The organism is Pseudomonas sp. C2B4, assembly GCF_013359695.1.
Taxonomy (GTDB): Bacteria; Pseudomonadota; Gammaproteobacteria; order Pseudomonadales; family Pseudomonadaceae; genus Aquipseudomonas.
The window spans coordinates 120,144-135,545 of sequence record NZ_JABFMU010000005.1 but is presented as its reverse complement, the minus strand read 5'-3'; the positions used below and the strand labels follow the sequence as shown (position 1 = coordinate 135,545).

Here is a 15,402-nt window from a genome sequence, read left to right as displayed (position 1 = left end):
CGATCAGGACTCCAGGGTTCCGTCGAGGGTTTTCAGCGCGCCGTACAGGTTCGGACGACGGTCACGGAACGAGCCCCACGCGCTACGGATGTGTTCGAGTTGGTCGAGGTCAAAGGTGTGAACCAGAATGCCTTCTTCGGTTTCATTGAGTTCCTGCACCTTCTCGCCGAACTGGTTGGCGATGAACGACGAACCGTAAAAGGTAATGTCGTAGCCGTCTTGTTCTTCGTTGCCGATGCGGTTACTGGCGATCAGCGGCATCAGGTTAGCGCCGGCGTGGCCCTGTTGCACGCGTTGCCAGTGATCACGGGACGAAATGGTCTTGTCGTGGGGCTCGCTGCCGATGGCCGTCGGGTAAAGCAGAATTTCCGCGCCTTGCAATGCCATGCTGCGCGCGGCCTCTGGAAACCACTGGTCCCAGCAGATGCCCACGCCGATTTTCGCGTAACGGGTGTTCCACACCTTGAAACCGGTATCGCCCGGGTTGAAGTAGTACTTCTCGTGGTAGCCAGGGCCGTCCGGAATGTGGCTTTTCCGATAAATCCCGAGGTTGCTGCCGTCAGCGTCGATGATCGCGATGCTGTTGAAGCGCGCGCGGCCCGCCAACTCGTAGAAGCTGATCGGCAACACCACTTGCAGTTCCTTGGCGACTTTCTGGAAATGCTTGATGGCGACGTTGTCTTCCACCGTCGTCGCCAGCTGCAGGTAGTCCGGGTTCGGCTTCTGGCAGAAGTACGGCGCCTCGAACAACTCCTGAATCAGGATGATCTGCGCGCCTTGGGCGGCGGCTTCACGGACCAGTCTCTCAGCGACCTCGATGTTGCCTTCAAGGTCCCAGGAACAGGCCATCTGGGTGGCGGCAACGGTAACGATACGGCTCATGAATCATCTCCGGGCAAGTGCTTGACGGTCGGGCATGGCTCATCCACACCCAAACATTGGCGACTTTATAGCCGATAAAAATCGGCTTTTGAAGCATTTGGATAGCCTTCCGTCTTATTTTTCGCACTTAAACCCGATAACAATCGAATTAACAGCCCAAAAAAGTGTGGGAGCGAGCCTGCTCGCGAAAGCGACGTGCCAGTCAACATCAATGCCGACTGTACGATCGCCTTCGCGAGCAGGCTCGCTCCCACAAGGATTTTATGTTTACAGGTCTTCGGCGAGCACCTTCGAAAGCATGTCCACAAAGAAATCCACGCTTTGGCGCGACGTCACCATCGGCGGCTTGATCTTGAGGACGTTCAGGTAATCGCCGGTCGGCTGCATGAAGATGCCCAAGTCACGCAAGCGATTGCACAGTTCCGTGGTTTCCTCGGTCGCCGGCTCCAGTGTTTCGCGGTTGCGGATCAACTCCACGCCCAGATAGAAGCCAGAGCCATGCACGGCCCCCACCAGCGGATGAAGATCGATCAGCGCTTCAAGACGCTCCTTGAAATACCCGCCCACGACCTGAGCGTTTTCCCAAAGCTTTTCTTCCTCCATCACATCCAGCACCGCCATGCCGATCTGGCAACTGACCGGGCTGCCGCCAGCCGACGAGAAGAAGTAACCCTCGGCCTCCAGCGCTTCGGCAATTTCCCGACGGGTGATCACCGCACCGAGTGGCTGGCCGTTGCCCATGCCCTTGGCCATGGTGATGATGTCCGGCACCACGCCCTGCTCTTCGAAGCCCCAGAAGAAGTGCCCCATGCGCCCGTAGCCGACCTGCACTTCGTCGGCGATGCACACGCCACCCTGGGCGCGCACCTTGGCATAGACCTCTTTCAGGTAACCCGCTGGCAGCGAGATACCACCGGCATTGCCGTACACCGGTTCACAGATGAAACCGGCCAGTTGGCGTTTCTGCTCGGCGATTTTTGCCAGGTTGTGCTCGACGCTGCGTACATAGTCCGGCGCGCTGTCCGGACCACGGAATTCGCCGCGATAGGTGTTCGGCGCGGTGACGGGATGCACCCAGTCCGGGCGGCTTTCCAGCGCCTTGGGATTGTCGGCAATCGAGGTCGACACGGCATCCGCGCCCACGGTCCAGCCGTGATAGGCCTCCAGCACACTGACGATGTCGCGACCGCCGCTGTAGGCCCAGGCCAGACGGATTGCCAGGTCATTGGCCTCGCTGCCGCTGTTGACCAGGAACACGCGATCCATGGAGTCCGGCGCCAGCTTCAGCAAGCGCTCGGAGAACTCGGCAACGGCGGCGTAGTTGAACCGTGAATTGGTGTTGAGCAATGACCACTGGCGGCTGGCAACCGCAGCCATGCGCGGATGTCCATGGCCGAGCACCGCGACGTTGTTGAGCATGTCGAGGTAGGAACGGCCCTGCATGTCGATCAGGTGGTTGCGCCAGCCGCGTTCAATGCGCGGCGGGTCGACGTAATAGTGTTTTTGCGTGCGGGCGAAGCTGGCGTCGCGACGGGCCAGCAAGGTTTGCGCATCGAGTTCTTGTTCGGCATCGCAAGCCAGCCCCAGCAGCGCCGCCGGCGACGGGCACAACGCTTGCCAGGCCGGCGCGCGGGTCGGCGTGCAGAACAAGGGCGCGGTAAACGACGCCCCCCGGCACAGTTGCACAATCAACGGCCCGCTGACCGAGCCCAGCACCTGGCCTTTGACCAGCGCAGCGCCTGTATGCAGCGATGACGTAACGCCCCACAGACGCACGCTCAGTTGCGGGCCGTCCAGTTGCAGAACGCCCGGCAAGGGTTGGTGAACCACCCCGGCAAACGGCGCCTCGACCGCCGTGCCATGGGGCACACGCAACTCGACGTGCAACGGGCAGGTGTCCGGTTCGATGGCGCTGTCCGGGCGAGTGCGGGACAAGCGGTATTGCCCGTAGCGACTGGCCGCCAGACCATGCGTCGCGGCGGCTTCATCGAGCAGGCGTTGATCGATGCCTTCCTGTTCCCAGTTACCGGCCTCAAAGTGCGGGCTGAGCACGCCCAGATCGATCAAGGTAAATTCACGCCCCACCAGGCTCGGCAGCAGCGGCGCAAAACCTTCGCTGACGATGCCCGGCAAAGGCTGGCCGACCGCGCTCAGAATCGCCGCTTCCATCAGCGCCAACGGCACGGAGGTCGCCACGCGGAAAATCTCCCATTCGTGGGTCAGGTTATCGCGGCTGTAGGCATTGCCCGGATCGATACTGACCTGCTGCTCACCGCTGAGCACCAACACCGCCGCACGGGCGACGATCAGCGGCCACAGCGCCAGCAATTCTTCATGCTGCAAAGGGTTGACCGCGTGATAGGCCTGCACCGCCGGCAAAATGCAGAATGGATCGCCATCGGCATGGTGCAGCAATGCCGCGCAGGTCACCGACAGATCGGTGATGCGCCAGGTGCGAATCAAGTCGCCGAAATCGATGACGCCCTGCAACTGCCATTGACGCTCGCCATCGCGCTGCCACACCACGTTATCGTCGGTGATGTCCATGTGGATGGCCTGCACCGGCAACTTGTCCATCAAGGGTTGCAAATGACGTTCGGCGCGCTCCGCTGCTTCGGCGATCAGTGTGCGCTGAGTGTCATCCTGGATAACCGGCAACAAATGCGCGATCAGTGCCTGGGCGTGACGCGCGTCCCACTGCAGCGTGCGCTCCAGTCCCGGATGATCGAATGCCGCCAGCGCCAGGTCCATCTCGCCACACAAGCGACCGAAGCCGGCCACCACCGTGCGGTTGAAATGATCGAGATGCGTCAGGGACTGACCCTCGATGTAATCCAGCAGGCGCACATGCACCGCCTGGCCGCCGACGTCCAGGGACAACAGATCCGCACCGTTTTTCGCGGGGATCACTCGAGGCACGTGCACGTCAGGGTGCTGCGCCAGGTGTTTGAGCCCGGCGTGTTGGGCTTGCAACTCCAGCGCCGAATAATCGCCCCGGCAGATTTTCAGGACAAAACGGCCCTGCTCGCTGTCGACGCGGTAGTTCAGATCCTGCTGGCTGCCCAGGGCCTGCAACCTGCCGCTCAGCCCGTAATGCTCCTGCAACAGCTCAAGCGCTTGCTCCGCAGAGACTTGCGGACTGGGCAAACTGGCGCGATGAATCAACGTGGCGAGCGGCATGGAACGGACCTCTTCAATGAAGGTGTTAAATTTATTAGGCGCCTATATCGCCACTGCGCGAGCCGATACGCAACCCCCCTTTCACCCACCTGATGAACAACCGGCGGCTATCAACGGTTCGCAGACTGCGCCCGCAAGCCTAGGCATAATGTGCCCGTACCCACAGGCGCTCGATGCTCATGACTCCGACCCTCCCCCGCAGACCCCGCTGGCGCAGCCTGGCCCTGCTCGCACTGTGCCTGGCACCCTTGCTGTGGCCGCTGGAGCATTTGGCCGAGCGCTACTACCGCAGCGAACTGGCCGGGCAGAACCGCCAGACCCTGGACCTCTACGTCGCCAACCTGTTGGGCACCCTGCACCGCTATGAAGTGCTGCCGCAGATCCTCGGCGATCTGCCAGCCCTGCGCGCCGTGCTCGGTGCGCCGGACGATGGCGTCACCCAGGGCAACGCCAACCGACTGTTAAAAAACATCAGCGCCCAGACCGGCGCCGAAGTCATGTACCTGATGGACACCACGGGCAAGACCCTGGCGGCCTCCAACTGGGACAAGCACGACAGTTTCGTCGGTCGCAATTTTTCGTTCAGACCGTATTTCAGCGAAGCCATGGCCGGGCGGCTGGGGCGTTTTTTCGGGCTCGGTACGACGTCCGCCAAACGGGGTTACTTCTTTGCCGCGGCCGTGCGCAACGGCGAGAAAATCATGGGTGTGCTGGTGGTCAAGGTCGATCTCGACCATACCGAAAGCCTCTGGGGCAAAACCCCTGAACAACTGCTGCTGACCGACCACAACGGCGTGGTCATCCTCACGTCGCGGCCTGAATGGCGCTTCCGCTCGACCCGCCTGTTAAGTGACGACGAGCGCAAAGCCATCAGCGCGATTCAGCCCTATCCGACCCGTGATCCGAAGCCGTTGAAGCTCAACCCCAATGCCTGGTTGACCCAAACCCAGGCCATCGCGGAAACCGGCTGGAATGTCAGCATCCTCGCCCCGCGTACCCTGATCGACCGTCCGGTGCGCACCGTCGTTGCCATCGGCGGCGCGGCGCTGTTGGTGTTGATGCTGCTGCTCGGCCTGATGATGCAGCGCCGTCGCCATTACCTGGAGCGGATCGCCTTCGAAGCCAAGGCCCGACGCGAACTCGAAGGCCGGGTGGCCGAGCGCACCAGCGATCTGGAAGGCCTCAACCGTCGCCTTAAACAGGAAGTGCTGGAGCGCGAGCAGGCCCAGCAAGAGCTTGTGCGTGCCCAGGATGATCTGGTGCAGGCCGGCAAACTGTCCGCCTTGGGAACGATGTCGGCCAGCATCAGCCACGAACTCAACCAACCGTTGGCCGCCATTCGCAGCTATGCGGAAAACGCCGAAGTGTTGCTCGACCATCAGCGCACCGAGGATGCCCGCGGCAATCTCAAACTGATCAGTGAACTGACCGGGCGCATGGCCTCGATCATCGCCCATTTGCGCGCGTTTGCCCGACGCGACCGGCACGCCCCGGAAAGCGTCGCCCTGCAACCGGCGCTCGACGATGCTCTGGCCTTGCTGGCCAAGCGGCGGCGCAGCATGGAAGTCGAACTGATTCGCGATTTGCCCGCCGCGACCTTGTGGGTCGAGGCCGGGGAGACCCGCCTGCGCCAGGTGCTCGGCAATCTGCTGGCCAACGCCCTGGACGCCCTGACGGAAAAAGGCCCGCCGCGTAAACTCTGGCTCAGTGCCCAATCCACAGCCGATGGCGTCAACCTGTACATTCGCGACAACGGCCCCGGGTTCTGCCTGGAGGCCCTTGGCCGCGCCAGCGAGCCCTTCTACACCACCAAGACCCGCACCCAGGGGCTTGGATTGGGGCTGGCGATTTGTGAAACCCTGATGCGCGCCTTCGGCGGTGAACTGTCGTTCGCCAACCACAAGGAGGGTGGCGCTTTGATTACCCTGAAATTGCGCACAGGCGCACCGGGTGTGAGCCTGCAACCGTCCGAGGACCGAAGTGCATGACCATCGACAATCGCATCCAGGTCGTGTTGATCGACGACGATCCCCATCTGCGCCAGGCCCTGGGACAGACCCTTGATCTGGCCGGTCTGAAGATTCTGTCGCTGGCCGAAGCCAAGGGCCTGGCCGGGCAATTGGAGCGCGACTGGCCGGGCGTGGTGGTCAGCGACATTCGCATGCCTGGCATGGACGGCCTCGAATTACTGACTGAACTCCACGCCCAGGACCCGGAGCTGCCGGTGCTGCTGATCACCGGCCATGGCGACGTGCCGCTAGCGGTACAAGCCATGCGCGCCGGGGCCTATGATTTTCTGGAAAAGCCCTTTGCCAGCGACGCCCTGCTCGACAGCGTGCGCCGCGCCCTGGCCTTGCGCCGATTGGTGCTGGATAACCGCAGCCTGCGCCTGGCCCTGAGCGATCGCAATGAGTTGAGTACCCGTCTGGTCGGGCAATCGCCCTCGATGTTGCGCCTGCGCGAGCAAATCGGCGCCTTGGCGGCGACCAAGGCCGACGTGCTGATCCTCGGCGAGACCGGCGCCGGTAAAGAAGTGGTGGCTCGGGCGCTGCATGATTTGTCGAGCCGCCGAAACGGTCCGTTCGTGGCGATCAACGCCGGGGCGCTGGCCGAGTCGGTGGTCGAAAGCGAGCTGTTCGGCCATGAGCCGGGCGCCTTCACCGGCGCGCAGAAACGGCGCATCGGCAAGTTTGAATTCGCCAACGGCGGCACGCTGTTCCTCGATGAAATCGAAAGCATGAGCCTCGACGTGCAGGTGAAATTGCTGCGCTTGCTGCAAGAGCGGGTGGTCGAGCGCCTGGGGGGCAATCAGTTGATCCCGCTGGATATCCGCATCATCGCCGCGACCAAGGAAGACCTGCGCCAGGCCGCCGATCAGGGGCGTTTTCGCGCCGACTTGTACTACCGCCTCAACGTCGCGCCGCTGCGCATTCCGCCACTGCGTGAGCGAGGTGAAGACGCGCTGGTGCTGTTCCAGCACTTTGCCGATGAGGCCAGCGCCCGCCACGGCTTGCCGCCCCATGAACTGCAACCGGGTCAGCGCGCCCTGTTGCTGCGTCATACCTGGCCCGGCAACGTGCGCGAACTGCAAAACGCAGCTGAGCGCTTCGCCCTCGGCCTGGAATTGGCGCTGGACAACAGCGAGTCGCAAGGCACCGCTGGCACCCTGGTAGAACTGGTCAGCGGCGGCCTGAGCGAGCAAGTGGAAAACTTCGAAAAAACCCTGATTGCCGCCGAACTGGCGCGCTCCCACAGTTCGGTGCGCAGCGTCGCCGAAGCCCTCGGCATCCCGCGCAAGACCCTGCATGACAAACTGCGCAAACATGGCCTGAGCTTCGCCGACAGTGGTGCCGCCAACCACACAGACGAACTCGATTGAGCCACCGTCCAATCATCCACTGCACACAAGAGGCCGCTGAATGAGCCGCGACAGTCGTCAACTGGAATCCGTCCTCCACCACGACATCCCCCTCACCCGGGACATGGGCCTCAAAGTGCTTGATTGGCACGATCAGCAACTGCGCCTGCACTTGCCGCTCGACGCCAACGTCAATCACAAAAGCACCATGTTCGGCGGCAGCCTGTATTGCGGCGCGGTGCTGGCCGGTTGGGGCTGGCTGCATTTGCGCCTGAAAGAAGAAGGCATCACCGACGGGCACATCGTGATTCAGGAAGGGCAGATCAACTACCCGCTACCGGTGACGGGCGATGCGCACGCCATTTGCCAGGCGCCTGGTGCGCAGGTGTGGAAGAAGTTTCTGGCGATGTATCAAAGGTATGGACGGGCCCGGTTGACCCTGAATACGCGGGTGGTAAATGCGGGCAGCGATGAGGATGCAGTGAGGTTTGTCGGGCAGTATGTCCTGCACCGCTAAACATCAGAACCCCTACAAAAAAATTGGCAAAGATAGAACAAGCAATGATTAATTGTGGCGAGGGGATTTAGCGAAACGTCGCACCGCCCCGTTGGACTGCGCAGCAGTCCCATTTTTGGGGCCGCTTCGCAGCCCAGCGGGGATAAATCCCCTCGCCACAGAGGTACAGCGGGATCAGGAACGGGCCAGCTCCAGCAGCTTTTCTCGCCACGCAGCCTTCGCCGGCAACGCCAGGAAAAACTCGTTCAACAACGAGTCCCGCGCCGGATAACAGAACGGCGCACCGCTCAGATCCAGCACCTCGCCACCCGCACCTTCGAGCACCCCCTGAGCCGCGGCGGTGTCCCACTGCGACGTCGGCGCCAGGCGCGGGTAACAATCCGCCGCCCCTTCGGCCAACAGGCAAAATTTCAGCGAGCTGCCGATATTGGCCAGTTCCAGCTCACCCAGGCTGGCGCTCAGGCCGGCCAGCAGGCGCTCCTGTTCCGGGCTGGAGTGGCGGCGACTGGCGACCACCGTGAACGCTGCATCCGCAGGTAGCACGTCGCGAACCTGAATGGGCTGCGGCTCGGCGCCCTTGTCGCCCCGCCAGGCGCCCAACCCGGAACCGCCCACGTAAAAGCGCCCGTTGGTCGGCATCGAAACGACGCCAAACACCACGCGTCCCTGCTCGATCAGCGCAATGTTGACGGTGAACTCTTCGCTGCCGGAAATGAATTCCTTGGTACCGTCCAGCGGGTCCACCAGCCACCAGCGCTGCCATCCGGCGCGTACGCTCTGGGGAATGTTGGCATCTTCCTCGGACAACACCGGGATGCTCGGGTCCAGCGCGGTCAGCCCGGCAACAATCAGGTGGTGGGCGGCCAGGTCGGCGGCCGTGACAGGCGAGTCGTCAGCCTTGGCGGTTACCGCCGTGCCGATGCGCCAGAACGGCAGGATCGCGTCGCCCGCCTTCAAGGCCAGTTCGACCACCGGTGCCATCAATGGATGGGAAAAATTCATGGCAGGAACACTCCGCGCTGGGTCAGCAGATCTCGGGCCAGGTACAACGCAGCCAAGGCTCGGCCCTCGGTAAATTGTGGGTTTTGCGCCAGCGCCGATAATTCCCGCAAGTTGACCTTGCCCAGGCCCATCGGCTCCGGCTCGTCACCTTCCAGTCGTTCTTCATACAAATCGGTCGCCAGCACTATCTGAATTTTCTGGCTCATGTAGCCGGGGGACAACGACAGTTCAGTCAAATGCTCAAGCTGCCGCGCGCCGAAGCCAGCCTCCTCCTTAAGTTCGCGTTCCGCCGCTGCGAGCACATCCTCACCGGGTTCGACCAGGCCTTTGGGCAGCGACAGTTCGTATTCATCGGTGCCACCGCAATACTCCTCCACCAGCACGGCGTGATCCGCATCGAGCATCGCCACGATCATCACCGCACCATATCCGGCGCCTTTGCCGACCAGTCGCTCATAGGTGCGCTCCACACCATTGGAAAAGCGAAGCTTGAGCTCCTCCACGCAAAACAAACGACTGGTGGCGACGATCTCGCGGGCGAGTATGGTGGGTTTCTGGCGCATGAGCGGCTCCTGAGCGATAGCGGGTTACTATACCCGGCCTATCCTGATTGTTGTCCCCGGATACCTTTTTTATCGCTGGAGAAGTTTTATGCCCCCGCTGCCTTGGCACGACATCGACACCGTTCTGCTGGACATGGACGGCACGCTGTTGGACCTGCACTTCGACAACCATTTCTGGCTGGAGCATTTGCCGCAGCGCTATGCAGACTTGCACGGAGTGAGCCGGGCCATGGCCGAGCTGGAGCTGCAGCCGCTGTTCGAGCGCAACGCCGGCCAATTGCAGTGGTACTGCCTGGATTTCTGGAGTGCCGAACTGAAGCTGCCGGTGCGCGAATTGAAGCTGGAAACCGCCCACTTGATCGCCCTGCGCCCGGACGCGGACACGTTTCTGGCCGCCATCAAACGGGCTGGCAAACGCGTGGTACTGATCACCAACGCTCACCGTGATTCACTGTCTTTGAAGCTGGAAAAAATCGAACTGGCGCCCTACTTCGAGCGTTTGATCAGCTCCCACGATTACGGTTACCCCAAGGAAAATCCGCAATTCTGGGAGGCGTTGCAAGCGGACATCGACTTCGACCCGGCGCGCAGCCTGTTTATCGATGACACCTTGCCGATATTGCGCAGTGCGCGGGATTTTGGGGTGGCACATTTGTTGGCCGTGAGCGAGCCTGACAGTCGCAAGGGCCCCAAGGACACGGCGGAGTTTGCGGCGGTCGGGGATTATCGGGATTTGATTGCAGGGCTTTAGACCGAGGCGCCTATTTCGCGAGCAGGCTCGCTCCCACAATGGATCTGCGTCCAGATCAAATGTGGGAGCGAGCCTGCTCGCGAAAGCGGTCTTGAAGATTACTCAGGAATCCGCAACACCTGCCCCGGATAGATTTTGTCCGGATGCTTGAGCTGTGGCTTGTTGGCCTCGAAGATCTTTTGGTACTTGTTCGGATCGCCATACACACGCTTGGAAATCGCACTGAGCGTGTCGCCTTTCTCGACCGTTACAAACTTCGCGGCCGGGGCCACAGCCCCTGTCACGGTGATCTGGTCGTCAACACCGCTGACGCCCGCCACGTTGCCCAACGCCAGCAGGATTTTTTCTTTCTCTTCCTGACTGCTCGCTTCACCCGTGGCGATGACTTTATCGCCCTCGACTTTCACCTGGATCTTGGAGGTATCGATCCCCGTCAGTGCGCTCTGCACATGCTGGGTCAACGCAGCGCTGTTGGCTTCAGCCTTGTCCGGCGTCAGCGCATCGAGGATTTTTTCTCCGGCTTCTTTTAGAAAACTGAACAGGCTCATCGTGTGCTCTCCCTGGGGAATTTAGTGTCCAGACGCAAAAGCCTAGACCACGGTTGCCAATCAAGGCTCCGAACCGACCAATGACGCCGCTTCGTGCCAAGCGATAGAATCCCCGCCTGCTCAATCCCTGGATCCGCCCTGGAGCGAAGATGGACATCAAACAGCTGAAATTCCTCATCGCCCTCGACGAAACCCGACACTTCGGCCAGGCCGCCGCGCGTTGCCACATCACCCAGCCGACCTTGTCCATGCGCCTGCGCAGCCTCGAAGAAGAACTCGATCTGCCACTGGTCAATCGTGGACAGCGCTTCGAGGGTTTCACCGCGCCAGGCGAGCGGGTACTGGCCTGGGCGCGCACCGTGCTGGCCGCCTATGACGGTTTGTACGCCGAAGCGGCGGCCTGCCGCGGTAATCTGGTCGGCACCTTGCGCCTGGGCGTGGTGCCGCTGTCGAGTTTCGATCCGCTGCCGCTGTTACAGCGCCTGCACGCTGAGCACCCGAACCTGCGCTTCGAACTCTCGGCGCTCAGTTCGGAACAAATCCTCGAACAACTGGCGAACAATCGCCTGGATCTCGGTGTGTCGTACCTGGAACGTCTGGATGCCGACCACTTTGACTCGCTCACCTTCAAAGAAACCCGCATGGGTCTGCTTTACGATCAGCGCTTCTTCACCTTTGGCGAGGCGCCGCTAAGCTGGGAGTCGCTCATCGAACTGCCGCTGGGCATGCTCACCAGCGGCATGCATTTCCGCCAGTCCATCGACCACAATTTCCACAGCCGAGGCCTGACCCCGCAGCCTTTATTGCAGACCGATGCGGTGCATCAACTGTTACAAGCTGTGCACGGCGGCTTGTGCTGCGCCGTGATGCCCTTGGACGGCGGCCTCGAAGGACTGACCGATCATTTGCGCCTGCAGCCCATCGAAAACGCCCAGACCCTCGGCCGGCTGGGGCTGATCATGCGTCGTAGCGCGCCGCGCTCGGCGTTGGCGGAAGCCTGTTTCGCGATTTATCAGCAATCGCTGGCAGGCGCTTGATCGACGGCATCTATCGGTAGATCAGTATTAGCGATTAGACGCGACACTTTGCCGCGCCTAGTCTTAAAGCTGATCAAACCGTCGGTGATGCCATGAACGACAAGCGCCCTGCCTGCGCGGCGCCTGCCCTCGAAACGCCAGCGCCTGCTGCCAGCCAGACCTACAGCTACAGCAACCTTGAAGACACGGAATCGGCCAGCACAGCCTTGGCCGAGGAAGTCGCGTTGGCGATTGCCTACAACGGCATCAGCCAGGCCGTCATGTTGGTGACGCCGACCGATCTTGAAGACTTTGTCGTCGGTTTCAGTCTCGGTAGCGGCATCATCGAAGACGCCAATGAAATCTATGACCTGCAACTCAGCGGCTCCGGCTCGGCGCAGTATGCGCAAGTGACGATCGCCAACCGCGCCTTCTGGAATCTCAAGCAGCAGCGCCGGCAACTGGCGGGGACCAGCGGTTGCGGGCTGTGCGGCGTCGAGGCCCTTGAACAGGCGTTGCCGGAACTCAAGGTATTGTCCGGCGCGCCACTGCCGCCCCCCGAATGGCTCGACGGCCTGCGCCAGCGTATCGGCGCGTTCCAGCCCTTGGGGCAGTACAGCGGCGCGGTGCATGCGGCGGTGTTTATGAACGACAAGGGCGAGTTGTTGCTCGGTCGTGAAGACATCGGCCGGCACAACGCCCTCGACAAACTGATCGGCGGACTGATCCGTCGCAACATCCCGATCAGTGGCGGCCTGGCGATTGTCACCAGCCGTTGCAGTCTCGAATTGATCCAGAAAGTTTTGCGCGCAGGCATCCAGACCCTGGTCAGCCTGTCGTCACCCACGAGCCTTGCCGTGCAATGGGCCCGTCGCCACAACCTCAATCTCATCCATCTGCCACAAAAGAATGCGCCGCGGGTCTACAGCCCGGCTTTGGAGAAACAAGCGTGAGTCAACACCGTCAAGCCGACCAGACACCCGTCCCCCGTTACAAGCCTTACAAAGGCCCGGCCGGCGGCTGGGGCGCGCTGATCAGCGTCGCCCAGGCCTGGTTGACCAGCGACAACGCCCTGAAAAACCTGCGCATGATGCTCAAGACCAACAAGAACGGCGGCTTCGATTGCCCCGGTTGCGCCTGGGGCGATTCTTTGGAAGGCGGCATGGTGGCGTTCTGCGAGAACGGCGCCAAAGCGGTGAACTGGGAAGCGACCAAACGGCGCGTCGACGGCAAATTCTTCGCCAAACACAGCGTCACCTCGCTGCTGGAGCAGAGCGACTACTGGCTTGAATACCAGGGCCGTTTGACCGAGCCGTTGGTGTACAACGCCGAAACCGATCGCTACCAACCCATCAGCTGGGAGGATGCCTTTGCCCTCATCGCCAAGCACCTGCGCGGTTTGTCGAGCCCGGATCAAGCCGAGTTCTACACCTCGGGACGTGCCAGCAACGAAGCGGCATTCCTGTATCAATTGTTCGTGCGCGCCTATGGCACCAACAACTTCCCCGACTGCTCGAACATGTGCCATGAGGCCAGTGGCGTCGCGCTGTCACAGAGTGTGGGTGTGGGTAAAGGCACCGTGACCTTCGACGACTTCGAACACGCCGATGCCATTTTCGTCTGGGGCCAGAACCCCGGCACCAACCACCCACGGATGCTCGAACCGCTGCGCGAAGCGGTGAAACGCGGCGCGCAAGTGGTGTGCATCAATCCGCTGAAAGAACGGGGACTGGAACGTTTCCAGCACCCGCAACACCCGATCGAAATGCTCACCAACGGCGACAAGCCGACCAACACCGCCTACTTCCGCCCGGCGTTGGGCGGAGACATGGCGATCATGCGCGGCATGGCCAAGTTCCTGCTGCAGTGGGAACGCGATGCGCAGAAGGCTGGCGCCCCGGCGGTGTTCGATCACGCCTTCCTCAATGAACACAGTGTCAATGTGCTGGACTACCTGGCGGTCATCGACGACACGCCGTGGGAACAGATCGTTGAGCAATCAGGCCTGAGCCTGGTCGAGATCGAACAAGCGGCGCGCATGTACGCCAAGGGCAAGAACGTCATCATGTGCTGGGCCATGGGCATCACCCAGCATCGCCACTCGGTGGCGACCATCCAGGAAATCGCCAACCTGATGCTGCTGCGCGGCAACATCGGCCGGCCGGGCGCGGGCCTGTGCCCGGTGCGTGGCCACAGTAACGTGCAGGGTGACCGGACCATGGGCATCAACGAACGCCCGCCGGTGGCATTTCTCGATGCCCTGGAGCGTCGCTTCCAGTTCAAGGTACCCCGTGAAAACGGCCACAACGTGGTCGAGGCGATTCACGCCATGGCCGAAGGTCGGGCAAAAGTGTTCATGGCCCTGGGCGGTAACTTCGCCCAAGCCACCCCCGACAGCCCACGGACCTTCAAGGCCCTGAGCAATTGCGACCTGACCGTGCAGATCAGCACCAAGCTCAACCGCAGCCATCTGGCCCACGGTAAGGACGCACTGATCCTGCCATGCCTGGGGCGGACCGATATCGACCGGCAAACCGAAGGCCCGCAAGCGGTGACCGTCGAAGACTCGTTCAGCATGGTCCATGCCTCCAACGGTCAATTGGAGCCGCTGTCGAACCAAATGCGCTCGGAGCCGGCGATTCTTGCCGGCATCGCGACAGCCACGCTGGGCAATCACCCCGTGGATTGGAACTGGCTGGTGGCTGACTACCGCCGCATCCGCGACTTGATCGCCGACACCATTCCCAACTTCAAGGGCTTCAACGAGAAGATCAAGAATCCGGGCGGTTTCTACCTCGGCAACAGTGCCGGCGCTCGCAAGTGGAACACTGCGTCAGGCCGGGCCAACTTCCGTCCGAACGTTTTGCCCAAGGACCTGGTGCACGAACGCAGCCGCGCCACCGGCATATTGCCGGACCTGATCCTGCAATCGATGCGCTCCCACGATCAGTACAACACCACGATTTATGGCCTCAACGATCGTTATCGCGGCGTGAAAGGTCAGCGTGATGTGTTGTTCGTGAACGAAGCCGACATCATTCGCCTGGGTTTCAAGCCTGGGCAGAAGGCTGACATCGTTTCGCTCTGGGACGATGGTGTTGAGCGTCGGGTGAAGGGCTTCACCTTGCTGGCGTTTGATATCCCGGCCGGGCAAGCGGCGGCGTACTATCCGGAGGTGAATCCGCTGGTGCCGCTGGAAAGCACCGGGGACGGCAGTCATACACCGACGTCGAAGTTCGTGGCGATCCGGCTGGAAGCGGCAAGTGAGACTGGGTTGATCATGGCCAGGTCGGCTTAACGCGGCGTTTGATCCGGCCTCTTCGCGAGCAGGCTCGTTCCCACATTAATTCTTCTGTGAGCACAGCATTTGTGTTCCACCAGGATCCACTGTGGGAGCGAACCTGCTCGCGAAAGCGTCGGACTAAGCACTCCGGGTAATGGCACCGTTAAAACATTCCAAACACCCACAAAAAAGGCCGTTTTCTCACAAAAACGGCCTTTCCGAAGTAGCTAAAGACCGGCGAAAAACACTTAAGTTCCGTCTAAAAAACAGCAACTTATAGAAATGTGCTCAAGTCGTGTTAC

General features: G+C 61.4%; 12 protein-coding genes. 7 read left to right on the top strand and 5 right to left on the bottom strand.

Going from position 1 to position 15,402, the window contains the following annotated elements:
* Positions 1-3: 3 nt before the first annotated feature.
* Positions 4-882, bottom strand: coding sequence for an N-carbamoylputrescine amidase (gene aguB, locus HNQ83_RS06130; RefSeq protein ID WP_175388122.1), 879 nt, complete (start codon positions 880-882; stop codon positions 4-6).
* A 267-nt stretch (positions 883-1,149) separates the two neighbouring features.
* Positions 1,150-4,062, bottom strand: coding sequence for an aminotransferase (locus tag HNQ83_RS06125; protein ID WP_175388121.1), 2,913 nt, complete (start codon positions 4,060-4,062; stop codon positions 1,150-1,152).
* A gap of 179 nt (positions 4,063-4,241) precedes the next feature.
* On the opposite strand from HNQ83_RS06125, the gene HNQ83_RS06120 reads away from it, so the two are divergent.
* Genes HNQ83_RS06120 through HNQ83_RS06110 form a run of 3 tightly spaced genes read left to right on the top strand, consistent with a single transcriptional unit; the run spans position 4,242 to position 7,937 of the window.
* Complete coding sequence (locus HNQ83_RS06120; protein WP_175388120.1) at positions 4,242-6,050, top strand: ATP-binding protein; 1,809 nt, start codon at positions 4,242-4,244, stop codon at positions 6,048-6,050.
* Positions 6,047-7,441 (top strand): sigma-54 dependent transcriptional regulator, encoded by a 1,395-nt coding sequence (locus HNQ83_RS06115; RefSeq protein ID WP_175388119.1) that lies wholly within the window; start codon positions 6,047-6,049, stop codon positions 7,439-7,441. The genes HNQ83_RS06120 and HNQ83_RS06115 overlap by 4 nt, the downstream gene beginning before the upstream one ends.
* Positions 7,442-7,481: 40 nt before the next feature.
* A complete protein-coding gene (locus HNQ83_RS06110) occupies positions 7,482-7,937 on the top strand; it encodes a YiiD C-terminal domain-containing protein (RefSeq protein ID WP_175388118.1) in 456 nt (151 codons plus the stop codon).
* Between the two features lie 174 nt (positions 7,938-8,111).
* Here the strand turns inward: HNQ83_RS06110 and cysQ are convergent, their stop codons facing one another.
* Together cysQ and nudE are read right to left on the bottom strand one after the other, a co-directional pair.
* Positions 8,112-8,939 carry a 3'(2'),5'-bisphosphate nucleotidase CysQ gene (gene cysQ, locus HNQ83_RS06105; protein ID WP_175388117.1) on the bottom strand — a complete coding sequence of 276 codons (828 nt, stop codon included), beginning with the start codon at positions 8,937-8,939 and terminating at the stop codon, positions 8,112-8,114.
* Positions 8,936-9,502 carry an ADP compounds hydrolase NudE gene (nudE, locus tag HNQ83_RS06100; RefSeq protein ID WP_175388116.1) on the bottom strand — a complete coding sequence of 189 codons (567 nt, stop codon included), beginning with the start codon at positions 9,500-9,502 and terminating at the stop codon, positions 8,936-8,938. The genes cysQ and nudE overlap by 4 nt, the downstream gene beginning before the upstream one ends.
* A gap of 88 nt (positions 9,503-9,590) precedes the next feature.
* Here nudE and yrfG point away from each other — a divergent pair, with 88 nt between their 5' ends.
* Entirely contained in the window at positions 9,591-10,253 is a 663-nt protein-coding gene (gene yrfG, locus HNQ83_RS06095; RefSeq protein ID WP_175388115.1) for a GMP/IMP nucleotidase, read from the top strand.
* Positions 10,254-10,351: 98 nt separating this feature from the next.
* On the opposite strand, the gene lysM is transcribed toward yrfG, so the two are convergent.
* Positions 10,352-10,801: a peptidoglycan-binding protein LysM gene (gene lysM / locus HNQ83_RS06090; protein ID WP_175388114.1), complete on the bottom strand. Its 450-nt coding sequence runs from the start codon at positions 10,799-10,801 to the stop codon at positions 10,352-10,354.
* Between the two features lie 149 nt (positions 10,802-10,950).
* On the opposite strand from lysM, the gene HNQ83_RS06085 reads away from it, so the two are divergent.
* From HNQ83_RS06085 to HNQ83_RS06075, 3 genes are all read left to right on the top strand, one after another.
* The gene (locus HNQ83_RS06085) at positions 10,951-11,838 is read left to right on the top strand and encodes a LysR family transcriptional regulator (RefSeq protein WP_175388113.1); all 888 of its coding nucleotides are present in this window, start codon (positions 10,951-10,953) and stop codon (positions 11,836-11,838) included.
* Between the two features lie 92 nt (positions 11,839-11,930).
* Positions 11,931-12,770 (top strand): formate dehydrogenase accessory sulfurtransferase FdhD, encoded by an 840-nt coding sequence (gene fdhD, locus HNQ83_RS06080; RefSeq protein WP_175388112.1) that lies wholly within the window; start codon positions 11,931-11,933, stop codon positions 12,768-12,770.
* On the top strand, positions 12,767-15,115 hold the full coding sequence (locus HNQ83_RS06075) for an FdhF/YdeP family oxidoreductase (RefSeq protein WP_175388111.1): 2,349 nt from the start codon (positions 12,767-12,769) through the stop codon (positions 15,113-15,115). The genes fdhD and HNQ83_RS06075 overlap by 4 nt, the downstream gene beginning before the upstream one ends.
* Positions 15,116-15,402 lie beyond the last annotated feature (287 nt).